This window comes from Sphingobium sp. AP49 (assembly GCF_000281715.2).
Classification (GTDB): domain Bacteria; phylum Pseudomonadota; class Alphaproteobacteria; order Sphingomonadales; family Sphingomonadaceae; genus Sphingobium.
The window spans coordinates 3388548-3409777 of sequence record NZ_CP124576.1 but is presented as its reverse complement, the minus strand read 5'-3'; the positions used below and the strand labels follow the sequence as shown (position 1 = coordinate 3409777).

The 21230-nt window shown below is 64.1% G+C and carries 23 protein-coding genes; 14 read left to right on the top strand and 9 right to left on the bottom strand.

Features of this window, described 5'->3' with window-relative positions; genetic code table 11:
- Nucleotides 1-10: 10 nt before the first annotated feature.
- The 3 genes from PMI04_RS16250 to PMI04_RS16240 are packed head-to-tail and all read right to left on the bottom strand — an operon-like array spanning nt 11 to nt 3067.
- Entirely contained in the window at nt 11-1534 is a 1524-nt protein-coding gene (locus PMI04_RS16250; RefSeq protein WP_007711722.1) for a type II and III secretion system protein family protein, read from the bottom strand.
- Nucleotide 1535: 1 nt separating this feature from the next.
- Nucleotides 1536-2543, bottom strand: a complete 1008-nt coding sequence (cpaB, locus tag PMI04_RS16245; RefSeq protein ID WP_037486746.1) for a Flp pilus assembly protein CpaB — start codon at nt 2541-2543, stop codon at nt 1536-1538.
- 50 nt (nt 2544-2593) lie between these two features.
- Nucleotides 2594-3067 (bottom strand): prepilin peptidase, encoded by a 474-nt coding sequence (locus PMI04_RS16240; protein WP_007711720.1) that lies wholly within the window; start codon nt 3065-3067, stop codon nt 2594-2596.
- 49 nt (nt 3068-3116) lie between these two features.
- Here PMI04_RS16240 and PMI04_RS16235 point away from each other — a divergent pair, with 49 nt between their 5' ends.
- From PMI04_RS16235 to PMI04_RS16225, 3 genes are read left to right on the top strand one after another with little or no spacing between them, the layout of a single operon-like run.
- Nucleotides 3117-4070 carry an alpha/beta hydrolase gene (locus PMI04_RS16235; RefSeq protein ID WP_007711719.1) on the top strand — a complete coding sequence of 318 codons (954 nt, stop codon included), beginning with the start codon at nt 3117-3119 and terminating at the stop codon, nt 4068-4070.
- Nucleotides 4067-5170 (top strand): FAD-dependent oxidoreductase, encoded by a 1104-nt coding sequence (locus tag PMI04_RS16230; protein WP_007711718.1) that lies wholly within the window; start codon nt 4067-4069, stop codon nt 5168-5170. The genes PMI04_RS16235 and PMI04_RS16230 overlap by 4 nt, the downstream gene beginning before the upstream one ends.
- A gap of 23 nt (nt 5171-5193) precedes the next feature.
- Entirely contained in the window at nt 5194-5370 is a 177-nt protein-coding gene (locus tag PMI04_RS16225) for a DUF1508 domain-containing protein (RefSeq protein ID WP_007711717.1), read from the top strand.
- 15 nt (nt 5371-5385) lie between these two features.
- Here PMI04_RS16225 and PMI04_RS16220 read toward each other — a convergent pair whose 3' ends face one another.
- The 4 genes from PMI04_RS16220 to ispH all read right to left on the bottom strand — a co-directional run bounded on the left by PMI04_RS16220 (nt 5386) and on the right by ispH (nt 10713).
- The gene (locus tag PMI04_RS16220) at nt 5386-7965 is read right to left on the bottom strand and encodes a DUF2235 domain-containing protein (RefSeq protein ID WP_007711715.1); all 2580 of its coding nucleotides are present in this window, start codon (nt 7963-7965) and stop codon (nt 5386-5388) included.
- 356 nt (nt 7966-8321) lie between these two features.
- Entirely contained in the window at nt 8322-8774 is a 453-nt protein-coding gene (rnhA, locus tag PMI04_RS16215) for a ribonuclease HI (protein ID WP_007711713.1), read from the bottom strand.
- On the bottom strand, nt 8771-9748 hold the full coding sequence (thrB, locus tag PMI04_RS16210; RefSeq protein ID WP_007711711.1) for a homoserine kinase: 978 nt from the start codon (nt 9746-9748) through the stop codon (nt 8771-8773). The genes rnhA and thrB overlap by 4 nt, the downstream gene beginning before the upstream one ends.
- 5 nt (nt 9749-9753) lie before the next feature.
- The gene (gene ispH / locus PMI04_RS16205) at nt 9754-10713 is read right to left on the bottom strand and encodes a 4-hydroxy-3-methylbut-2-enyl diphosphate reductase (protein WP_007711709.1); all 960 of its coding nucleotides are present in this window, start codon (nt 10711-10713) and stop codon (nt 9754-9756) included.
- Between the two features lie 168 nt (nt 10714-10881).
- Between ispH and PMI04_RS16200 the strand changes: the two genes are divergently transcribed.
- The 9 genes from PMI04_RS16200 to tatC all read left to right on the top strand — a co-directional run bounded on the left by PMI04_RS16200 (nt 10882) and on the right by tatC (nt 18139).
- The gene (locus tag PMI04_RS16200) at nt 10882-11490 is read left to right on the top strand and encodes a hypothetical protein (RefSeq protein WP_037486743.1); all 609 of its coding nucleotides are present in this window, start codon (nt 10882-10884) and stop codon (nt 11488-11490) included.
- Between the two features lie 203 nt (nt 11491-11693).
- On the top strand, nt 11694-13421 hold the full coding sequence (argS, locus tag PMI04_RS16195; RefSeq protein ID WP_007711702.1) for an arginine--tRNA ligase: 1728 nt from the start codon (nt 11694-11696) through the stop codon (nt 13419-13421).
- Between the two features lie 18 nt (nt 13422-13439).
- Nucleotides 13440-14159: an SPOR domain-containing protein gene (locus PMI04_RS16190; RefSeq protein WP_007711700.1), complete on the top strand. Its 720-nt coding sequence runs from the start codon at nt 13440-13442 to the stop codon at nt 14157-14159.
- Between the two features lie 55 nt (nt 14160-14214).
- Nucleotides 14215-15225, top strand: a complete 1011-nt coding sequence (gene nagZ / locus PMI04_RS16185) for a beta-N-acetylhexosaminidase (protein ID WP_007711698.1) — start codon at nt 14215-14217, stop codon at nt 15223-15225.
- A gap of 16 nt (nt 15226-15241) precedes the next feature.
- Nucleotides 15242-16024 carry a ScpA family protein gene (locus tag PMI04_RS16180; RefSeq protein WP_007711696.1) on the top strand — a complete coding sequence of 261 codons (783 nt, stop codon included), beginning with the start codon at nt 15242-15244 and terminating at the stop codon, nt 16022-16024.
- Nucleotides 16021-16614, top strand: a complete 594-nt coding sequence (gene scpB / locus PMI04_RS16175) for an SMC-Scp complex subunit ScpB (RefSeq protein WP_007711694.1) — start codon at nt 16021-16023, stop codon at nt 16612-16614. Before PMI04_RS16180 ends, scpB begins: the two co-directional genes overlap by 4 nt.
- A 27-nt stretch (nt 16615-16641) precedes the next feature.
- Nucleotides 16642-16881 carry a twin-arginine translocase TatA/TatE family subunit gene (locus tag PMI04_RS16170; RefSeq protein WP_004207976.1) on the top strand — a complete coding sequence of 80 codons (240 nt, stop codon included), beginning with the start codon at nt 16642-16644 and terminating at the stop codon, nt 16879-16881.
- A gap of 26 nt (nt 16882-16907) precedes the next feature.
- Nucleotides 16908-17351, top strand: coding sequence for a hypothetical protein (locus tag PMI04_RS16165; protein ID WP_007711690.1), 444 nt, complete (start codon nt 16908-16910; stop codon nt 17349-17351).
- Nucleotides 17348-18139 carry a twin-arginine translocase subunit TatC gene (gene tatC / locus PMI04_RS16160; RefSeq protein WP_007711688.1) on the top strand — a complete coding sequence of 264 codons (792 nt, stop codon included), beginning with the start codon at nt 17348-17350 and terminating at the stop codon, nt 18137-18139. Before PMI04_RS16165 ends, tatC begins: the two co-directional genes overlap by 4 nt.
- A gap of 50 nt (nt 18140-18189) precedes the next feature.
- On the opposite strand, the gene PMI04_RS16155 is transcribed toward tatC, so the two are convergent.
- Nucleotides 18190-18318 (bottom strand): entericidin A/B family lipoprotein, encoded by a 129-nt coding sequence (locus tag PMI04_RS16155; RefSeq protein ID WP_007711685.1) that lies wholly within the window; start codon nt 18316-18318, stop codon nt 18190-18192.
- 370 nt (nt 18319-18688) lie between these two features.
- Entirely contained in the window at nt 18689-19651 is a 963-nt protein-coding gene (locus PMI04_RS16150; protein ID WP_007711681.1) for a cell wall hydrolase, read from the bottom strand.
- A 212-nt stretch (nt 19652-19863) separates the two neighbouring features.
- Here PMI04_RS16150 and PMI04_RS16145 point away from each other — a divergent pair, with 212 nt between their 5' ends.
- Nucleotides 19864-20856 carry a cysteine synthase A gene (locus PMI04_RS16145; protein WP_037486740.1) on the top strand — a complete coding sequence of 331 codons (993 nt, stop codon included), beginning with the start codon at nt 19864-19866 and terminating at the stop codon, nt 20854-20856.
- Between the two features lie 44 nt (nt 20857-20900).
- On the top strand, nt 20901-21218 hold the full coding sequence (locus tag PMI04_RS16140) for a hypothetical protein (protein WP_007711677.1): 318 nt from the start codon (nt 20901-20903) through the stop codon (nt 21216-21218).
- Nucleotides 21219-21230: the final 12 nt, after the last annotated feature.

The window sequence follows — 21230 nt, the reverse complement described above, 5'->3', positions numbered from 1 at the left end:
CGTCCTTCCGTCAGAAGCTGAAGCCGGGGGTCGCGCCACCGGACTTGCCGGCGGGCTTGCCCTCGTCGCGAGAGGCCACGGCGGGCAGGGCAGCGGATGCCTGCGGTCCGGGCGTGGGCGGAACGGGTGCCGTCGGCGCGCGGGTCGGCATGTGCGGCTGGGCGCCACTGATGCCGTCATTGCCCTGTTCCAGGAACAGGCCCTGACCGACATTGGCGGCACGGAAGCCGTCGGTCGGCAGATGCACATCCGATGCGTTCATCGGCTTGACCAGATAGGGCGTGACCACAATCACCAGTTCGGTCTCGTTACGCTGGAAGCTGCGCGACTTGAACAGGCTGCCCAGGATCGGCACATTGCCCAGCCCCGGCACCTTGTTGATGTTGTTGCCGGTTTCATTGTTGAGCAGGCCGGCGATCATGAAGGCCTGGCCTGAACCTAGTTCGACCGTGGTTTCCGCCGTCCGGCTCTTGAGTGCGGGCACGCTGGCATCGACCGAGAAGTCGAGGCTGGACACCGTCGGGCGGACGCGCAGCGAGATGCGGCCATCGGCGAGCACCGTCGGCGTGAAGGCCAGTTGCACGCCATATTGCTTGAACTGGATGCTGTTGCCCGACGAAGGGCCGTTGTTGACGGTATAGGGATATTCGCCACCCGCCAGGAAGCTGGCCGTTTCACCCGACAATGCAGTCAGGTTCGGCTGCGCCAAAGTGGTGGCGAGGCCGCTGGATTCCGCAAGGTCGAGCGCCCCGGCAATATCCATGCCCAGCAGATGGGCGACGCCACCCAGGCTATAGGAGCCATCGGTGGGGTTGGTGAATTCCCAGGTGTTGGTGCTCGAATCGAAGGTGGCGAAATCGCGCGTGCCGCCACCGATGCTGCCCAGAACCTTGCCGCCACTGCTGTCGACGCTGGTGAAGCTGGTGCCGATCTTGTGGCCGATATCCTTGGTGACTTCGGCGATCTTGACCTGGAGCATCACCTGCAGCGGCGTCGCCATCAGCAGGCGGCTGACCACGGTGACGTCCTTGCCGACGAAGGCCTGGGTCAGGCGTTCGGCTTCGGCCGCATCTTCGGGCGCCTTGATCGTGCCGGTCAGCAGGACCATGCCGTTCATCTTGTTGACCGCGATGTTCGCGCCCGGCATCGCCAGCTGCAGCATGTCGTCGATGCTGGTCAGGTTGTTGCCGACCCGGACCGTGCCCGAAAACAGCACCTTGCCGTTGGTCGCGGTGACGAAGACGGTGGTTTCACCGGGCTTCTTGGCGATCAGATAGAGCTGGTTCTGCGAACGGACGTGCACGTCCACCACATCGGGATTGGCAATCACTACATCCGACATCTTGGCGGACAAGTTGACCACCTTGCTGCCGCCGACCGACATCAGGATCGCATTGTCCTGTGCCGAGGACGGAGCGGCGTTGAGCGCCGTGGTGGGCGTCGCGACCATCGCCAGCGCCAGGCCGAGCGCGATAGCCGGGGCGGCCAGCGGACGGACCGCCGCGCGCCGAGCGAGCAGGTTGATTGCGTTCATCTCACTTCCCCCCGACCGGAACTTCGGTCACATTGGTACCGCGTGCGATGCGGATGGTCGGCCCCTTGAAGACGGCCGTGCCGACCGGTGCGCCATTGGCCCCCGCGACGGCCATGCCGGCGTCGGGCTTGGCCGGGACGCTGCTGCGCTGGTAGCGCGACACATCGGCACCGGTGGAATAGGTGGAGCCGCGATCGACCGGGCGGGCCGCGATCTTGGCAATGATCGACTTCTCGCTACCCGGGCTGGCGCCGTCGGGCAGGTCGACGTCGGTCCCGGCGATCGCAGCATCCAGATCCGACGCGGTGTCGGCGATCGAGCGCAGCGAGAGCGAGAGCGAGCCGATGGTTTGCGATACGGCGATCTTTTCCGCGATCTTGGGCGTCACTTCGAGCGTGACGTTGGAATAGGTCTGGACGACGGGCTTGCCGTCTGGCCCCAGGGCGTCGGTGCGCTGGTCGGTGGCGAGCACGCGCAGGTTGCGCAGGATCGTTTCCGAGACGCGGAGCGGGGCGCCATCGCCGCCGCCGGCGACCGTCTGGGTCAGCACCAGGTCGATGCGATCACCAGGAAAGACAAATCCGGCGACCGAATTCTGGGCAGAGACGGGCACCGTCACGGCGCGCATGCCCGGACCGAGAGCCGCCGCCAGGAAGCCGCGATCACCGGGGCGGATGATCGCCCCCTGGGTGAGCGGCTGGCCCGCCGTGATCGGATTGCGCACCACGCTGCCCGCCAGCTTGGTCGGATCGGCCTCGCCCTTGAGATAATAGGCGGCCTCGATCAGATCCTTGGGCCAGGGCTGGAAGCGGAAGCTTTCCGGGTCCAGGATCGTGCCGACCGGCAGCGCCTTGGTGGCGACCAGCACATGCGGCTGGTCTGCTTCCGGCATGGCTGCCGCATTGACCTGTGGCGCGCTGGATGAACTCAGCATGCTGCGCGCAAGCAAAGCTGTAGTGACCGCTATGATAAGCGCCCCCACCAGCAGCACGATCTTCTTAGCGTCCATGACGAAATTCGCCTCCCTCAAATGGGTGCACTGCCCCCAGGCCCCACTCATCACGCAAATTGGTTAAGATATCGTTCGCCAAGCAACCACAGAGCCGCCAGCGATATGGCTACACCGTAAGGAATTTCAGGCTGGCCGGGCTTTTTGGCGATGCGATGATGGACGACCGTGGCGATCGTCACGACGCCGCCCAGGACTGCCATCAGTACAATCAGTGTCAGCACGGCCTGCCAGGGAAACCACAGCGCCAGCGCGCCAAGCAGTTTGACGTCGCCACCGCCCATCATGCCCATGGCGAACAGCAGGGCGAACAGCCCGAAGACCAGTCCGCCGACCAGCAGTTGCACCGCCATGCCCGGCCAGAATGGCAGGCCGCAGGCCAGCCACCAGAGCGGCGCCAGTGCGGCGACCGCTAGGTTGAGGCGGTTGGAGATCAGCCGCGCACGCAAGTCGGTGACCGCGGCAGCGATCAGCAGCACGCCCAGGGCGCATAGCAGCGCCAGCCTGAAATATTCCCCCAACATGGGGTACAGGGTCTAGACCGCATGGCTTACCAAACCGTAACCATGCCCCATGGATTCGCCCGTCTTCGCTCCCGCGACCTTCGACCGCCGTGCCTGGCCGACAGGCGGGCAACTGGACTATTGGCATGCCCCCGATGGCTGGCCTGTCCGCCGCTATCGGCTGGGTTCGGGGCGCCGCGGCCGGATGCTCATTCTGGGCGGACGCGGCGACATGATCGAGAAATATCTGGAGGTGATCCATCACTGGGCGATGCGCGGCTGGGCGGTAACCAGTTTCGACTGGCGCGGCCAGGGTGGGTCGGGCCGGCTGACCGATGATCCGCTGTGCGGCCATATCGATGATTTTGGCCGGTGGATCTCAGATTTACAGGATTTTTCAAAAGATTGGCATCGCGAAGGGCAAGGCCCATCGGTCATGCTGGGGCATAGTATGGGCGGCCATATGCTGATCCGCGCCCTGGCCGAAGATGCTGTTTGCCCCGATGCTGCCGTGGCGGTCGCGCCCATGCTGGGCCTGCATACGGCGCCCTTGCCGCGCTGGCTGGCGGTCGCAATCGCCGACGCCATGTGCGCTATCGGCAAGGGCCGAGAACGTGCCTGGACGCAGAAGGAGGAGAGCGAACGGCAGCGCCGGTTGCGGCAGAAACGCCTGACGCATGACCCCGATCGTTATGCCGACGAAATCTGGTGGCGGGATCATGATCGGAGTATCGCGCTGGGGCCGCCGAGCTGGAACTGGGTGCGGCAGGCGCTCGAATCGACTCGGGCGCTCGAGTCGGGAACGGGACCTGAGCGAATCAGCGTACCGATGCTGCTGCTGGCGACGCGGGTCGATCAACTGGTCGCCACGCCGGCCATTCGCCGGATTGCCGCACGCTTGCCCGATGCGCGCTTGCACGTCTATGGGCGCGAGGCCGCGCATGAAATCCTGCGCGAACTTGACCCGGTCCGCCTCGATGCGCTGGCGCGGATCGATGCCTTTCTGGACGAGGTTGCCTGTTGAACGGACCCGATATCGTCATTGTGGGTGGCGGCATGGCCGGCGCCAGCCTGGGCGCGGCGTTGGCCGGGCAGGCGCGCGTGCTGATCCTGGAAATGGAGGAGCGTGCCGGTTATCACGCCACCGGCCGCTCCGTCGCTTTCTGGGAAGAGACCTATGGCGGGCCTTTGGTCCAGCCGCTGACGACGGCGTCGGGGCCATTGTTGGCGACGCCGGATGGCGAGTTCAGCGATCGACCTTTCCTGTCACCGCGTCGCACGCTGCATATCGGCCGGGCCGAGGATCGGACGTTGCACGATGCGCTGTTGGCGGATTTCGCTGGCAGGGTCGATTTGCAGCCGGTTGATCCGGCGGCGCTGGTGCCTGGGTTGCGGCCCGACTGGACATTGGGGATATTGGAACCGAGTTGCCGCGACATTGATGTGGCAGCGCTGCACCAGGCCTTTCTGCGCCGGTTCCGGAACCTGGGTGGCACGATCAGGCTGGGCACGCGGCTGGAGCGGGCAAGGGCGACCGACGGCGGCTGGCGGATCGAGACGCAGGATGGCGCGATAGACTGCGCCATCCTGGTCAATGCGGCGGGCGCCTGGGCCGATGATGTGGCGCGCGCCTGCGGCGTGACGCCGATCGGCATCACCCCCTATCGCCGTACGGTCGCCCAGCTGCGCGTACCGGCCATGCCCGGGGGCGAATTGCCGCTGGTCATGGACTTGCAGGGTCGCTTTTATTTCAAGCCCGACGGTCCCGACCGGATATGGCTGACCCCGCATGACGAGGTGGCGTCGCCACCCTGCGACGCGGCCCCCGAGGAATTGGCGGTCGCGCAGGCCATTGCGCGTTTCGAGGCAGCGGTCGACTGGCCGATTGCGGCGGTCGAGCGCCGATGGGCCGGGCTGCGCAGCTTCGCACCTGACCGCGCCCCTGTTTATGGATTTGATCCAGGGCATGACGGCTTTTTCTGGTTCGCCGGGCAGGGCGGCTTTGGCATTCAGACGGCGCCGGCGGCGGCCCTGCTGGGCGCGAGCCTGCTGACGGGTAATGCACGGCCGGAAGCGGTTGCCAGCATAGATGCCACTACCTATGCTGCCGATCGGTTTCGGTAACGCAGCAGGCCAGGAGATAGAACGTGGCGCACAAGTTCGTGATCGAGAAGAACAAGGCAGGCGAGTTCGTCGCCAAGTTCAAATATAACAGCGAAGTTATTTTCTGGACCGAAGGCTACAGTTCCAAGGCTGGTGCCAAGAACGCGATCGAATCCGTTCTGAAAAACGGGCCTGGCGCACCAGTCGAAGAAGCGGACTGAGATCGCCGCCTTTCTTCAGTCAGGTACCCAATTGTCGATGCCGCACCCGGCTGTGCGCTGGGTGAAATGCGTGTCGGTGTCTTCTATGCAGATGCGGGCTGTACCCGCATTTCGCGAGATGTCGGATCCATTATAAAAGAAATCGGACGAGCCGACAGGTAGTACGGCGTCGTTGAGGAACAGCATCAGTTCGCCATCCATCGGCGCGGTAAATTCGCCCGCGTAGAAGGGGGCGGGGACGTTCTTGGCCGGAACCAGCGAGGCCATGCGTTCGATCGTGATGCGTGCGCGTGCATCCTCGCCCTTCTTGGCCTGTGGCATCATGCGGACTTCCACCAACGGTTCGAGCCAGCGCGCCGGATAGACCCGGCGGAAGGGCGTGCCTGCGACCATTAACGGCTGGATCTGGAGCGGGAAATCGAAACTGGACTGGCCCTGCAGGGGGACCGGATGGCTTCCATCCTGCCAGCCGGGACCATTTCTGCCCAGGGGCTTGATGGTGACGCGGTAGCGATGATCGCGGGTCACGCTGATCCCGGACGGCCAGCATTTTTGGTCGGCGGACACCTGCTGGATATAATGTGCGCCCTGCAGTGGTGCGGGGAGGGTGCTGGTGCTGGCGCATAGCTGGTCGCTACGCTCGCGGAAGCTGAGCGAGACCTGGGACCAGATGATGGCGGGGATATAGAGGAAGAGTGCCAATATGCCGACACCGAACAGGAAGGGCATGATCTGCCATTTCAGGCATTGCAGGGCGCGTTGATAGATGCGGCTGTTGCGGATTGACCGCAATCTGGTGGGCTGTGGCGTGCCGCCCTGCCCCTGAAAGGCTTCCCACCAGGCGATCCTGAGCCGATCCGACAATTTGTGCGATTGCGCGGTCATGAAGAACTGGATCAGCAGGATCAGCAGGCCCACCACGAGAAACAGCGGATAGAGTTCGCGAAAGGCGCCATACCAGGGACTGGCGAAGCCGGGCACGAAATTGCCGATCCAGGCGAAGAGGGTATCCACCACCCAGCGCGCATCGGTGTCCGGTTTGATCGCGAAGCGGTGCATATAGAGCGGCGCGGCGATGAGCAGCATGCTGAGCCCCAGTACCGCGAAATAGCCGGCCCGGCGGCGCCAGACATCGTCCCAGGCATTTTCCTGCCGTTCGGCCCGGGCCTGCGCCACGCCGGGCGACCGTAGATTGGCGATGGCCTGGTCGAGCGAGATGGCAGGGGCACCACTCTGGGCTTCGACCGGGCCGGTGGGACCGGCTGCACGCACAACGTCGAAATCGCGCGGCAGCACGATCGGTGCATAATTATCGGTGCCATTGCCGATCCGTTCAAGAACGCTTTCATGGACCTTGCAGGACAGCAAAAGGCCCTGAGGGCGGTGTCGCTTCTCGCCAATGGTCGGGTCGCGCAAAATGCTGGTGTTGGCAAATTGCAGCACATCGTCGACGCTGCGGTGCAGCAGCGCGGATATCTTGCGCGGCTGATAGCGATAATAGACGCCCAGTCCCTGCCGCGAATCGTGCATCGGGCCGAACGGATTGGCGAATTGGCGAATGCGGCGGGCTTCGTCCGCAACAAAGCGCAACCGGTCGCCAATCTCGTCCATCATCCAGACCAGCGAGACATAGCTCAGGCTTTCGTCAGGATAGCCGCCGCCGACATCAGAATGCATGCCGCTGAACCAGACCTGCTTGAGGCGGGTTCGGAAATGCAGCCGCATCGCATCGTCGGCGTCGGGGGCATTGGCTCGCCGGTCCTCATTGACCTCGTCCCAGAGCAGCGGCCAGAAGGAGTCGCGCTCGTCGTCCAGGGCCAGCGCGTGGCGCGCCGTGCGGACCTTGGGGTTAAGTTCATAATCGGTCATCGTCAGCGGCCAGACATATTTGTCGATGCCACGCGTGATTTCGCTGATCGGCCCCCCATAGGCGGCGACCGTGTCCCACACGCCCAGAAACTCGATTCCCGGGCGCGCCGTGCTGGGCACGTTCATCGGTCGACGGACCAGCATCCGCCATCCTTTTCGGACCAGCAGGCGGAGGCCGCGACATAATTGCCACCAGCCGGTGAAGATGTCCGGCCTGTTCTTGTCCAGAAAGCGGTAGAGCGCGTCGGCGCTGTTATAGTTGAGTTCCCGCTCATCTTCATATGGCACGATGCCCTGTTCGCAGACGAGGCTGGCGAGCAGGCGCACGGTGAAGGCGCCGCGACTGAAGCCGAAGGCGTAAATCTTGTCGCCGTCATTATAGTTGCGGCAGATGAAACGGTAGAGATGGAGCAGATTCCGGCGCAGGCCAAAGCCGAATATCCCGCCCAATATAGCGATCAGCTTGACCGACGAGGTGCCGACACCATTGTCATAATAAGCGATCTGCGTCCGTTGGCCGGCAGGATCGAGGCCAAGGTCGAGCGCCTGATAGAGGCGGAAGACATTGGTCTTGAACAGCTTGCCGCTGCTATTACCGGTACCGTCGGAAAAGACGATAATGGCCTTGCCGGACGTGTGAAACGGGGCCGGGGCGTCGGCCCGCAATTCGGGCGCGGCGGCGGCCTCGTCCATGTCGGTCTTGTTCTGGCGTCGGCTGAACTCCATGGCGTGGCTCCCCAATCCATCGACGAACCGCCCTGTTGCCTTCGCGCGGGGCGGCACCCGGTCGCATGAGCCATTGCGAGATGGCGCATGTCTGGCCGTTCGATCTGTCTTGGCGCCCCTGAAAGGACATGCTCGCGCTAGATGCGATGCTATCGTCCACCGACCATTCTAGCATCTGTGCCGGGTCGAGCCGAGAGAAAATGATAGGGGTGCATTTAAAGCGAAGGGATTGTTCATAAAGGCGAATTTGAAATTGTTAGAAATGCGACTTTATGGGGGGCATGAAGATTTGCACCGATTGCGCGACAAGCTGATTCGGGATTTCGCATTACATGGAAAGGCCGGGTTGCTATTTCCTAGATGCCGCGCCGAAAGCTTTCGGCTGCCGCGCAGGCCAGTTGGTCGGCGCGTTCATTTTCGGGATGGCCGGCATGGCCCTTGACCCATTGCCAGCTCATGTCGTGGCGGGCCGCGGCTTGCACCAGCGCCTGCCAGATCTCGACATTCTTGACCGGCTTGTTGTCGGCAGTCTTCCAGCCGCGCTTCTGCCAGCCGAATATCCATTTGGTGATGCCGTCCATCACATATTTGCTGTCGGTATAGACGGTCACCTTGCACGGCTTCTTGAGTGTGTTGAGCGCCTCGACCGCCGCCATCATTTCCATGCGGTTGTTGGTGGTCTGGGCCTCGCCGCCAGAGATTTCCTTCTCTCTGTCGCCAAAGCGCAGCACAGCGCCCCAGCCGCCCGGGCCGGGATTGCCCTTGCACGCGCCGTCGGTGAAGATCTGGACTTGCGGCAGATCGCTCATGCGCCGAGCAACTCCGCCGGATCAGCCTTCGCATAGAAATCCAGCCGCCGCAGATAGGCAAGCGGATCCTTGCGCGTCACCAGCGCATCCGCCGGGGTGTTGATCCAGTCATAGGCACGGGTCAGCATGAAGCGCAGTGCAGCGCCACGACACAGGATGGGGAAGGCCGCCCTTTCCGCATCGGTAAGGCCGTGTGCCTGGGCATAGCCTGCGCCGAGGGCGGCGGCACGGTCGCCGAACCATCGACTGCCATCATTGCTGAAGCACCAGGCGCTGTGGGTGACGGCCAGATCATAGGCACGGATGTCGGTGCAGCTGAAATAGAAGTCGATCAGGCCCGTGACCCGATCTCCCAGCATCAGCACATTGTCGGGGAACAGGTCGGCATGGATCACCGAACGGGGAAGGTCAGCGGGCCAGTGGGCGTCGAGAAAGGCCAGTTCCTCTGCCACGCGGGTGCCCAGACCCGGTGCGATCTGGTCGAAATCATCGCCGCATTTGGCCGCCAGCCCGTGCCAGCCATCCTTGTCGAGCGCATTGCGCCGTTCGCCGGCAAAGCCCTGTGCCGCCATGTGCAATTCGCCCAGCGCCATGCCGCAGGCGCGCGCCTGGGCCGGGGTCGGCTCGGTCACGGAAATGCCGGTCAGGAACTCGATCAGGCAGGCAGGGCGGCCGCCCAGTTGTTGCAGGCGCGTGCCGTTCTGGTCGGCGATGAAGCGCGGGACGAGGCAGCCGCGTGCGCCCAGATGGTCGAGCAGATCCATGAAGAAGGGCAGGTCCGCCTCATCCACCCGCTTTTCATAGAGGGTTAGGATATAGCGATGGCCGTTTCCGTCATGGCCAGTGGTTTCCAGCAGGTAATTGCTGTTTTCCACCCCTTCGGCGATGCCCTTGGCGGACACCAGTCGGCCGGCGTCATAGCGGGTGAGGAAGATGTCGATCTCTTCGGCGGGAACATGGGTATAGACGGCCATGACGCTTATGCCGCCTCCAGCCCGCGCGGCAGCTTGAAGGAGATGGTCTCCTGCGCCGTTTCCACCTGTTCCTCGGTCACCGCAAAGCGTTCGGCAATCCGGTCGACAACTTCGCGCACCAGCACTTCAGGGGCGGAAGCGCCAGCGGTGAGGCCGAGCGTCGTCACGCCCTCCAGCCAGGCGAAGTCGATCTCGTCGGCGCGCTGGATCAGGCGGGCGGGGGTGCCTTCGCGCTCGGCGACTTCGACCAGGCGCAGCGAATTGGAACTGTTGGGCGCGCCGATCACATAGACGGCGTCGCACCGGGTGGCGATCGCCTTGACCGCAGTCTGACGGTTCGACGTCGCGTAGCAGATATCCTCGCCCTTGGGCGCGATGATCGACGGGAAGCGGCGCTCCAGCGTGGCGACAATCGCGGCGGTATCGTCGACCGACAGGGTGGTCTGGGTCAGGAAGGCCAGATTGTCGGCGTCGGCGGGCGCCAGCGCCTCGGCATCCTCGACCGTCTCGATCAGCGTCATCGTGCCGTCGGGCACCTGGCCGAAGGTGCCGATCACCTCGGGATGGCCCTTGTGGCCGATGAACAGGATATGGCGGCCGGCCGTCACCATGCGTTCGGCCTGGCGATGCACCTTGCTGACCAGCGGGCAGGTGGCGTCGAGATAGTCGAGGCCGCGCTCCTCCGCCTTGGCCGGCACCGCCTTGGGCACGCCGTGCGCGGAAAAGACCACCGGCACGCCATCGGGTACCTGGTCCAGTTCCTCGACGAAGATCGCGCCCTTCGCCTTCAAGGTGTCGACCACGAACTTGTTGTGGACGATTTCATGACGGACATAGACCGGCGCGCCATATTTCTCGATCGCGCGCTCGACGATGATGATGGCGCGGTCGACACCGGCACAAAAGCCGCGCGGCGCGGCGATCAGAAGCTTCAGCGGCGGGCGAGGGGCGGGGGGCTGCGTCATGGGCGCGGCTTAGGCGAATGTCGCGCGCGAAGGAAGAGCCAACGGAAATCCGCCTGCTTTGTGTTGCGCGGGCGGCGGGTGATGGATAAGGAAGCCGGACGCCTGTGGCCAGGGCGTCATGCTGAGGAATTGCTGCCTGTGACATTGTCCCGAATTGCGTTGACCGGAATGCTTGCCCTTGCCCTCGCCGGCTGTTCGCGGCGCGGGGAAATCGACCCGACCGGCGGTATCGTGACCGTGCGTTCGGCCTGTCCGGTGGCGGCGATCCCGACCTATACGGGCGATGTGACGCTGTTCAGCCCGGCGCAGAGCCGCGATGCGTCGGCGATCGACGTGGTGGCGAACATCACCGACCTGCGGTCGACCTGCAGTGATGGCGCACAGCTTTATACCCAGGCAACCTTCGTCGTGAACGCGCGCCGCATCGATGCGAGCACGGCGCGCCAGGTGACATTGCCTTATTTCTCCGCGATCGTGCGTGGGGGCAGCGCCGTGGTCGCCAAGCGCATCGGTCAGGTCACGCTGAATTTCGCGGCGGGCGAGACCCGCGCCAGCGCGACGGCGACGGCCGGTTCCTATGTCGACAAGGCATCGGCTACGTTGCCACCCGAAATCCAGCAGAAGATCACGCAGAAGCGCAAGGCCGGCGATGCGGATGCGGCGATCGATCCCTTCGCCCAGCCCGATGTCAAGGCGGCATTGCAGCGAACCAGCTTCGAGTTGCTCGTGGGGTTCAACCTGACCCAGGACCAGCTCAAATATAATGCGACCCGTTAAGGTCGTTTCCGCTTAGATTTTTCTCCGTTCGTGCTGAGTAGGGACTGAGCGAAGTCGAAGGCCCATATCGAAGCATCTTGTGTCACATACATCCTTCGATACGCCATTTCGACTGCGCTCAATGCTTGTCCTGAGCGCCTGCCTTGGCAGGCAGTCGAAGGGGCTACTCAGGACGAACGGATTTTGTGACGCAGGATAGTTTGATGTCCCTTTACACCCGTTTCACCGCCCATCTCGATGCCGTGCTTGACGCGCTGGAGGCCGAAGGCACGTTGCCCGCCGGCCTCAACCGCAAGCCGGTGACGGTGGAGCCGCCGCGCGACCCCAGCCATGGTGACCTTGCCACCAACGCCGCGATGGTGCTGGCCAAGCCCGCCGGTACCAATCCGCGCACGCTGGCCGAAGCGATCGTGGCCAAGCTGCAGGCGCTGGGCGAGGTCGAAAGCGCCAGCATCGCCGGCCCGGGCTTCATCAACCTGGCCCTGACCGACGCGACATGGCGTGCGGAACTGGCGGCGCTGCATGTCGAGGCGGACGATTATGGCCGGTCCGACATCGGCGCGGGCGTGACCGTGAACGTCGAATATGTCTCGGCCAATCCCACCGGCCCGATGCATATGGGCCATTGCCGCGGCGCGGTGGTCGGCGACGCGCTCGCCACGCTGCTGGAATATGCCGGGCACAAGGTGATCCGCGAATATTATATCAATGATGCCGGCGGCCAGGTCGACGTGCTCGCCCGCTCGGCGCATCTGCGCTACCGCGAGGTGCTGGGCGAAGATGTCGGCGCGATCCCCGAGGGGCTGTATCCGGGCGATTATCTGGTGCCGGTGGGGCAGGCGCTGGCCGCCGAATATGGCGACAAGTTCGTCGGCGCGCCCGAAGGCGAATGGCTGGTGCTGTTCCGCACCTTTGCCGTGGCGAAGATGATGGACATGATCCGCAGCGATCTGGCGCTGCTGGGTATCCACCACGACATCTTCTCGTCGGAGGCCGAATTGCAGGCCGCAGGCAAGCCGGCCGAGGCCGAAGCCTGGCTGCGCGCGCATGACCTGGTCTATGACGGCGTGCTGGAAGCGCCCAAGGGCGAACTGCCCGACGATTGGGAGCCGGTGGAACTGCCGCTGTTCCGTTCGACCAGGTTCGGTGACGACCAGGACCGGCCGATCAAGAAGTCGAACGGCAGCTGGACCTATTTCGGCGCCGACATGGCCTATCATTTCCAGAAGGCACAGACCGCCGACCAGTTGATCGACATCTGGGGCGCCGACCATGCCGGCACGGTGAAGCGCATCCAGGCCGCCGTCGCCGCCCTGACCGAGGGCAAGGCGCGGTTCGACGTGAAGCTCATCCAGATGGTCCGCCTGCTGCGCGATGGCGAGCCGGTGAAGATGTCGAAGCGCGCCGGCAATTTCGTCACCCTGGCCGATGTCGTGCGCGAAGTGGGCAAGGATGTCGTCCGCTTCACCATGCTGACGCGCAAGGCCGATGCCCAGATGGACTTCGATTTCGCCAAGGTGGTGGAAGCGTCCAAGGACAATCCGGTCTTCTATGTGCAATATGCCCATGCACGGATTTCCTCGCTCGGCCGGCGGGCGGAGGAGGCCGGGATAGACCTGCCTGTGCCCGACCTGTCCCTGCTTGGGACGGCCGAACTGAACCTGGTCAAGCTTGCTGCGCAGTTCCCACGTGTGGTGGAAGGGGCCGCCCTGACCCGAGAGCCGCACCGTGTCGCCTTTTATCTCAATGACTTGGCATCCGCATTCCATGGCTGGTGGAATATGGGCAATGACGATCCGCGCGCGCGCGTCATCCTGGCGGACGATCCTGCCATCACATCGGCCCGGCTTTTCTTGAGCCGCGGAATCGGGCAGATCATCCGTAACGGCCTTGCCCTGATGGGCGTGGCCGCGCTGACCGAGATGCAGTGAGCCGGACGGAGTTCGACAATGGGTGATTATGCACGCGGGCGCCTGGCCCTCGACGATGAGGATCGGCTGCCCTGGCTGGAACCCGCGATCGACGAGGATGACGAGGAGCGGATATCGCCGCTGCGCCTGCTGGGTCTGATCCTGGTTGGGCTGCTGCTGATCGGCGCCGTGGTTGCCGGCGTATGGTGGCTGCAGAACCGTAATGGCGGCGGCGCGGGGGAGGGCAAGCTGATCGCCGCGCCGGTCGGCGACTACAAGATTGCGGCCAAGGAGGCGGACGCCAAGAAGTTTGAGGGTGAAGGCGACGCCAGTTTCGCCGCCAGCGAGGGCGTCGTGCGCGACGGGCAGATCGATCCCAGCCGCGTGCCGGAAGCGCCGATCACTGCCAGCGCGCCAGCCCCCACGGGCACGAAACCGGCAGTGGCGGTGAAGCCTGCCCAGAGCGTAACCGCCAAGGTCGAGGACGAGACGAAGGCGGCGCCGCAAGCGGCAGCGCCAAAGGCAGCGGCCGGCGGCATGATCCAACTGGGTGCCTATGGCAGCGCGGGTGGCGCGAAGGATGCCTGGAGCCGCCTGTCGAAGCGCTTTGCCTATCTTGCGCCACTTGCCATGTCGGTCGAGCCGGCCGAGGTTGGCGGCGGTACCGTCTATCGTCTGCGCGCCAGCGCGGGTGCCCAGGCCGGCACCGTCTGCGGCAAGCTGAAGGTCGCCGGCGAAAGCTGCATGGTCGTCAACTGATCTTCGTCCGGTACGGGCGTCGACAGCCCGTTCCTGACGCACTAGCATTGGCGTTATGAAACCCGTCATCTTCGGCCTATCCGGCGAAACCCTGACCGCCGACGAGCGCGCCTTCTTCGCCGAGGCGCAGCCGGCCGGCTATATCCTCTTCAAGCGCAATATTGCCGATCGCGGGCAATTGCGGGCGCTGACCGATGACCTGCGCGCGCTGCATGGACGCGACGATCTGCTGATCATGATCGATCAGGAAGGCGGACGGGTGGCGCGGATGCAGGCGCCGGTCTGGCCGAGCTTTCCGTCCGGCACCCAGTTCGACCGGCTCTATGACATCGCCCCGTCGAGCGCGATTGCGGCGGCACGGGCCAATGCGCGGGCGCTGGCGGTGATGCTGGCGGAGGTCGGCATCACGGTCGATGCGCTGCCATTGCTGGACGTGCGGCAGGAAGGAGCGAGCGACATCATGGGCGATCGCACCCTGGGCGCGGAGCCGATGCGGGTCGCGGCGCTGGGTCGCGCGGTGATCGAGGGGCTGGCCGACGGCAATGTCGTGGGCATCGTCAAGCATATGCCGGGTCATGGGCGCGCACTGGTCGACAGCCATCTGGAACTGCCCGTCGTGCAGGCTTGTGCGGAGGAACTGGAACTCGATCTGGCGCCGTTCCGCGCGCTCAAGGATGCGCCCATGGGGATGACGGCCCATGTCGTCTACACCGCCTGGGATGCCGAACGGCCGGCCAGCCTGTCGCCCGTGGTGATCGAGGATGTCATTCGTCAACGCATTGGCTTCGACGGTTTGCTGATGTCGGACGATCTCGACATGAAGGCGCTCAAGGGCTCCATTCCCGAATTGGCGGCCGGGGTGGTCGCTGCCGGATGCGACCTGGCGCTCAATTGCTGGGGCCGGATGGACGACATGACAGGCATCGCCGAACTGTTGCCGGATATCAGCCCGGAGGCGCGCGCGCGGCTCGATCGGGCTATGGCATCCGCCCATGCGGCCGACCTGCCGTCGCTTGAGGATCTGATGGCGACCCGGGACGCGCTGCTGGCGCTGGTTCCTGCCTGATCGCGGCGCGGGGGCGATGGACGATCTCTTCACCGCCCCGGTCGCGTCCCCCGCGGAGGTGCTGACGGTCAGCTTTGAAGGCTGGGAAGGGCCGCTCGACCTGCTGCTGGCGCTGGCGCGGACCCAAAAGGTGGATTTGCGCGAAATTTCCATCCTGGCGCTGGTCGGGCAATATCTGGCCTATGTCGAAGGGGCACGGCAGCTGAAGCTGGAACTGGCCGCCGACTATCTGGTGATGGCGGCGTGGCTCGCCTATCTCAAGTCGGCGATGCTGCTGCCCAAGGAAGCGCAGCCCGAACCCAGCCCCGAGGAACTGGCGTTGCGCCTGCAATTGCGGCTGCAACGGCTGCATGCCATGCGCGAGGCGGGGGCGCGGCTGATGGCCGGCGATCGAATCGGGCGCGACGTATTCGTCCGCCCCCGCCCCGAAGGGCTGCATATGGTGCGGCGGGCGAAATGGAGCGCCAGCCTCTATGACCTGATCCAGGCCTATGGCCAGATTCGCGCGCGCAACCAGCCGGTCGTGCATATGGTCGCGGTGCGGCCGGTCATGACCCTGGACGAGGCGATCCAGCGTGTCAGTGCGCTGGTGGGCTCGGCGCTGGACTGGACCACGCTGGAATCCTTCCTGCCCGATGATCGTGACGGACCGATGGCCAAATCGGCGCTGGCCAGCAGCTTCGTGGCGATGCTGGAACTGGCCAAGCAGGGGCGGGTGGACATAAGGCAGGATGGGATATTCGAGCCGATCTACCTGCGAGCAGCGCTGTCGGGCGATCAATGGGAGCAGTTGCTGTGATCCGGGAGATGGACGATTTCGCGCGCGCGGTGGAGGCGGCGTTGTTCGCAGCGGAAGAGCCGCTGACACCTGCCGAGCTGCGTCCCCATGTCGGCGACGGTGGCGACCTGCCTGCGACTCTGGCCCAATTGGCGCAGGATTATGCCGGGCGCGGCGTCAATCTGGTCGAGCGGGGTGGGCGCTGGCATTTCCAGACGGCGGCCGATCTGGCCCATATCCTGCGCCGGGAACGCGACGAAACGCGCAAATTGTCGCGCGCGGCGATGGAGACGCTGGCGATCATCGCCTATCATGAGCCGGTCAGCCGCGCGGAGATTGAAGCGATTCGCGGCGTACAGGTCGCCAAGGGCACGCTGGACGTGCTGATGGAGGCTGGCTGGGTCCGCCCGGTTGGCCGGCGTGAAGTTCCCGGCCGTCCGCTTATCTATGCGACCAGCGTAGAGTTTCTGTCACATTTTGGCCTTAGCAGCCGCCGGGACCTGCCGGGTCTGGACGATTTGCGCGCCGCAGGGTTGCTCGATCCGATCGATTTGGCGCTGGAGGGTCTGGGCGGCCAATCCGTTGTGGAAAAGGATGAGGAAGAGGCCTAGATAGGCCTCCTTTCGGGAGTATGTGAAATGGGTTCTTTCTCGCTGATGCACTGGGTGATCGTGCTCCTGGTCGTCATGCTGCTGTTTGGTGGCGGTCGGATTTCCGGCCTGATGGGTGACGTGGCCAAGGGCATCAAGAGCTTCAAGAAGGGTATGGCCGACGACGAGGACGACGCGACGCCGGCAAAGCCCGCGACCCGGATCGAGGGTCATCGCGTGCCCGAACAGGACGCGCCGAGTGCGACCGAAGAAAAGACCAAGGCCTGATCTCTAACGCAGGCTGGTAGTCGCGCATGTTTGGCATCGATTCGACTGAATTCCTCGTGATCGTGATCATTGCGGTGATCGTGATCGGCCCCAAGGATCTTCCGCGCGCGCTCTACAAAGTGGGGCAGATTGTCGGCAAGGCCCAGGGCATGGCGCGCCATTTCCGCACCGGCATCGACGCCATGGTGCGCGAAGTCGAGCTGGAGGAGCTGGAAAAGAAATGGGCCGAGCAGAATAAGCGCATCATGGCCGAGCATCCGCCCGAGACCCCGGTTATCGAGCATGCACCGGCCAGCGATACGCCCTCTGCCGTCCAGGAAGACAAGCCGCCTTATGTGACGGAGGCGCCTGTGGCTGCTGTCGATGCGCCGCCCTATGTGGCGGAGGCCGCGCCGCCGCCGGTGGCGGACAAGCCGCCCTATGTTGCCGAGGAGCCGGTCGCGCCCAAGCAGGGGGATGCGACGGCATGATCGGCGATATCGACGACAGCAAGGCACCCTTGCTCGACCATCTGATCGAGTTGCGGAGCCGCTTGCTCAAATGCGTCTATGCGCTTTTCGTCACCGGCGCGATCTGCTTCTATTTTTCAGAGCAGCTCTTCGCCATCCTGGTGCATCCGCTCAAGGAAGCGTTCGGGGATGGCGGCGGCAAGCTGGTCTATACCAAGCTGTACGAAGCCTTTTTCGTGCAGATCAAGATCGCGCTGTTCGGCGCATTCTGCCTGTCCTTCCCGATCATCGCCAACCAGCTCTGGGCGTTCGTCGCGCCGGGCCTTTATGCGAAGGAAAAGAAGGCGCTGTTGCCCTTCATCATCGCAACCCCCTTCCTGTTCGCGCTGGGCGCGAGCCTTGCCTATTTCGTGGTGATGCCGACCGCCTTCCATTTCTTCCTGGGCTATCAGGGTAATGGCAGCGGCTTGCAGGTCGAAGCCTTGCCGAGCGCGGACAGCTATCTGGGCCTGGTGATGCAGTTCATCCTGGCGTTCGGCATCTGTTTCCTGTTGCCGGTGCTGCTGATGCTGCTCAATCGGGCGGGCTTCGTCTCGCGCGAGCAATTGAAGGGGATGCGCCGCTACATGATCGTCGGCGCCTTCATCCTGGCGGCCGTTCTGACCCCGCCCGATGTTGTGTCGCAGTTGATGCTCGCGATCCCGCTTTTGCTGCTTTACGAGATTACCTTGGTCGCCATCTGGTTTACCGATCGCAGCCAGGCGAAGCGGGCGGCTGCGGAAGCGGCGGCCGAAGAGGTTTCCGCGTAAAAAAGAAGGCCCGCCCCGAATGGGGCGAGCCTGAAATTTCGGTGCGGCGCTTAGTTGGCTGAGTTTTCCACGGCCTTGCCTGCGCTCTGGACGTCCTTGCCGGCGCCTTCGACCGTATTGCAGGCGGCGACCATCAGCGATCCGGTGAGCAGCAGAGCGGTCAAAATCTTCTTCGTCATCAGGTCTCTCCTTTTGAAAGATGGCGACCATGCGAGCGGCGCCATATCCGCGACCGTTCTAAAACCCATTGCGGCAAAAAGCGTTCCGCCTGGCATGTTGCGATGTCAGAGAGGAGATGGCCCCAAAAAGTCTGGACCCGGAACGCGTCGGGGGGGGGGGGAGCGTTCCGGGTCCATGTTTTTTGGATAGCAAGAGCGGGGGGCAAAAGATTTGCTATCCGAAAAGCAGAACCCACAGGAGCGGCAATGGGTTCCCGAATTCATGCAGCCTCGAAGATTTTTAAATTTCCGAATTTTCAAGGGCTTCGATGATTGCTGGAAAATTAACCGTAAATAATTGCCGGTGACGAGCGAAAAAAGACGGTGCGGTTCAGGTCAGCGGCCGACCGCTGTTGCGATATTCGGGGCGAATGGTGGATTCCGGCAAGGCCTCGCGCGGGTCTGGAACGGCAAGCGGGGCATTGCCTGTCGGGGGCGCCGGGCGTGCCGGGTCAGCATAGGGCCTGGCGGGCACGGCGGCGAGCATTTCCACCGGCGCGATCGGCTGGACGGGCCAGGCGCGTCGTGCCGGGCCGGAAATCGTTTCCCGGCCGGGATAAGGCATGGTGAAGCCGGCCAAAGTGCCGTTGGTGCCCAGGCTCCGATAGAAGATATGCGCGCCGATCACGGCGACCGGTTGCAGCTTGTCGGCCCAGGTCGGTCGTACCGCGAGCGTATGGTAATGGGTGGCGAGGCCGACGGGGGCGTAGACCTGGCCGGCCAGCGCCCGTTGCGCCACGCCCCGTGCGCGCATCCATGCCGTCGCATTGGGGACGCGGGCCATGGCGCCGTCGCAACTGAAGGTGAACTGGCAATGGAAGTCGGTGCGCTCCGATCCCTGATACACGACGCCACAGACGCTTTGTGGCCATAGCGGGCTGCGTACCCGGTTGAGGACGACCTGCGCCACCGCGCGCTGCCCATCGTCCGGTTCATTGCCTGCCTCATAATAGATGGCCGAGGTCAGGCAGTTGAGCGCGCGAAAGCCATCGAGCGCGGTGATGCCGCGAAACAGGCCGGCGGGCGCTGCCGTTACTTCCGCCAAGCCCATGACATGGGGGCTCTGGATCGTGAGCGCGCCCGGTACCGGGTCGAAAGCCCCCTGCGCGAAAAAGAAGGCGGAGCCGGGGAAGTTCGCGCCGGGCAGTTCGGCCGGGTCGGGCCGGTGGGTATCGGTATCCAGCAGGTCCAGCGGGGCAGCGGTGATGAAATGGGGCACGACCAGCGCCGCAAGCGCCAATGCGCCCACGACTGCCTGTCGCATCCATTTCGTCTTCTGTTCCAGCCGCAGCATCGTCCATCCCGCTCGCACGTCACGCCGCAGGGGCGCTTGCGGCCCCCCTTAGCGGATTTTTCCTTCGACTTCCTGTATCGATTCCTCCCCGTCCCACGCCGGGACGCCGCGCGTGGCAGAGATTAATGGGGGAGGCGGTAAAAACGGGGTCTTTTCCGCAGGCATCATTCCCTTGCTTGGCAAGGACGCATGCGCTCCGCTATGCGGGGGGCATGCTGCTCCAGAATGATAGCCTCGCCCTGATCGGCAACACCCCGATGGTGCGCCTTGCCGGACCGTCGGCCGCAACCGGATGCGATATTTACGCCAAATGCGAATTCGCCAATCCCGGCGCGTCGGTCAAGGACCGGGCCGCGCTGTTCATTGTCAATGATGCCGAGGAAAGGGGGCTGCTCAAGCCCGGCGGCACGATCGTGGAGGGGACGGCCGGTAATACCGGTATCGGTCTGGCGCTGGTTGCCAATGCCAAGGGTTATAAGTCGATCATCGTCATGCCCGAGACCCAGAGCCGCGAGAAGATGGATACGCTGCGCGCGCTGGGTGCGGAACTGGTGACGGTGCCCGCCGCGCCCTATTCCAATCCGGGGCATTTCGTCCACACGTCGCGCCGGCTGGCGGAAGAGACGGACGGGGCGATCTGGGCCAATCAGTTTGACAATATCGCCAACCGCAAGGCGCACATCGTCGGGACCGCCGAGGAAATCTGGGTTCAGATGGAGGGGCGGGTCGACGGATTTATCTGTGCGGCCGGCACTGGTGGGACGATCGCGGGCGTAGGGCTGGGGCTCAAGGCGCACGACGAGGGGGTCGTGATCGGCCTGGCTGACCCGCATGGCGCCGCGCTCTACAATTATTACGCCCATGGCGAACTGAAGGCCGAAGGCAGTTCGGTGGCCGAGGGTATCGGCCAGGGACGCATCACCGCAAATTTGGAAGGGGCGCCGATCGATGCCCAGTTCCGCATTTCCGACGAGGAGGGGCTGGAATGGGTTCGTCGCCTGTTGGCCGAGGAAGGGCTGTGCCTGGGCCTTTCGTCAGGCATTAATGTCGCGGGTGCCGTCGCGCTGGCAAAGCAGCTCGGACCGGGCAAGCGGATCGTCACGATCCTGTGCGACACCGGCTTCCGTTACCTGTCCACCCTCTATAACCGTCAGTGGCTCGAATCGAAAGGCTTGACGGTGTTCCCCTGGCTCGCGCACAATTGACTGCAGCCGACACGGGTCGCGGCGACGATAAAAAGAGCATGTTCATGGCTGATCATTCCCGCCGTCAGGAGGGGTTGCAGCGCGTCCAGATAGGTCTGACCGGACTGGCGGGGGTTATCCTGCTGGTGGGGTTGGCCAATATCGTCATCGACAAGGCGAGGGTGGATGATATCGCCGCCGCGCCATCGGCCGTGCCGACGATCGATGTCAATGCCGCTGTCGCTGCCACCGCGCCCAAGGAGCCGCTTGCAGAACTGGGGGTGCAGCCTGCGCCCGAACAGGCGCCGATCGTGCCCGATCTGCAGCCTGATCCCAATCTCAAGAAGCCGATGGATCGGGAACCTGCGCCACAGACGCCCTGAGAGTCTGTTTGA

What these genes read in the sequence shown, in the direction of transcription:
- PMI04_RS16220 (WP_007711715.1), bottom strand. Translation starts at nt 7,965, where the DNA reads ATGGAGTTCAGCCGACGCCAGAACAAGACCGACATGGACGAGGCCGCC.
- PMI04_RS16200 (WP_037486743.1), top strand. Translation starts at nt 10,882, where the DNA reads ATGCTTGCCCTTGCCCTCGCCGGCTGTTCGCGGCGCGGGGAAATCGAC.
- PMI04_RS16250 (WP_007711722.1), bottom strand. Translation starts at nt 1,534, where the DNA reads ATGAACGCAATCAACCTGCTCGCTCGGCGCGCGGCGGTCCGTCCGCTG.
- PMI04_RS16140 (WP_007711677.1), top strand. Translation starts at nt 20,901, where the DNA reads ATGGCTGATCATTCCCGCCGTCAGGAGGGGTTGCAGCGCGTCCAGATA.
- cpaB (WP_037486746.1), bottom strand. Translation starts at nt 2,543, where the DNA reads ATGGACGCTAAGAAGATCGTGCTGCTGGTGGGGGCGCTTATCATAGCG.
- tatC (WP_007711688.1), top strand. Translation starts at nt 17,348, where the DNA reads ATGATCGGCGATATCGACGACAGCAAGGCACCCTTGCTCGACCATCTG.
- thrB (WP_007711711.1), bottom strand. Translation starts at nt 9,748, where the DNA reads ATGGCCGTCTATACCCATGTTCCCGCCGAAGAGATCGACATCTTCCTC.
- ispH (WP_007711709.1), bottom strand. Translation starts at nt 10,713, where the DNA reads ATGACGCAGCCCCCCGCCCCTCGCCCGCCGCTGAAGCTTCTGATCGCC.
- PMI04_RS16150 (WP_007711681.1), bottom strand. Translation starts at nt 19,651, where the DNA reads ATGCTGCGGCTGGAACAGAAGACGAAATGGATGCGACAGGCAGTCGTG.
- rnhA (WP_007711713.1), bottom strand. Translation starts at nt 8,774, where the DNA reads ATGAGCGATCTGCCGCAAGTCCAGATCTTCACCGACGGCGCGTGCAAG.
- PMI04_RS16180 (WP_007711696.1), top strand. Translation starts at nt 15,242, where the DNA reads ATGGACGATCTCTTCACCGCCCCGGTCGCGTCCCCCGCGGAGGTGCTG.
- PMI04_RS16155 (WP_007711685.1), bottom strand. Translation starts at nt 18,318, where the DNA reads ATGACGAAGAAGATTTTGACCGCTCTGCTGCTCACCGGATCGCTGATG.
- PMI04_RS16145 (WP_037486740.1), top strand. Translation starts at nt 19,864, where the DNA reads ATGCTGCTCCAGAATGATAGCCTCGCCCTGATCGGCAACACCCCGATG.
- PMI04_RS16190 (WP_007711700.1), top strand. Translation starts at nt 13,440, where the DNA reads ATGGGTGATTATGCACGCGGGCGCCTGGCCCTCGACGATGAGGATCGG.
- PMI04_RS16240 (WP_007711720.1), bottom strand. Translation starts at nt 3,067, where the DNA reads ATGTTGGGGGAATATTTCAGGCTGGCGCTGCTATGCGCCCTGGGCGTG.
- argS (WP_007711702.1), top strand. Translation starts at nt 11,694, where the DNA reads ATGTCCCTTTACACCCGTTTCACCGCCCATCTCGATGCCGTGCTTGAC.
- nagZ (WP_007711698.1), top strand. Translation starts at nt 14,215, where the DNA reads ATGAAACCCGTCATCTTCGGCCTATCCGGCGAAACCCTGACCGCCGAC.
- PMI04_RS16170 (WP_004207976.1), top strand. Translation starts at nt 16,642, where the DNA reads ATGGGTTCTTTCTCGCTGATGCACTGGGTGATCGTGCTCCTGGTCGTC.
- PMI04_RS16235 (WP_007711719.1), top strand. Translation starts at nt 3,117, where the DNA reads ATGGATTCGCCCGTCTTCGCTCCCGCGACCTTCGACCGCCGTGCCTGG.
- PMI04_RS16165 (WP_007711690.1), top strand. Translation starts at nt 16,908, where the DNA reads ATGTTTGGCATCGATTCGACTGAATTCCTCGTGATCGTGATCATTGCG.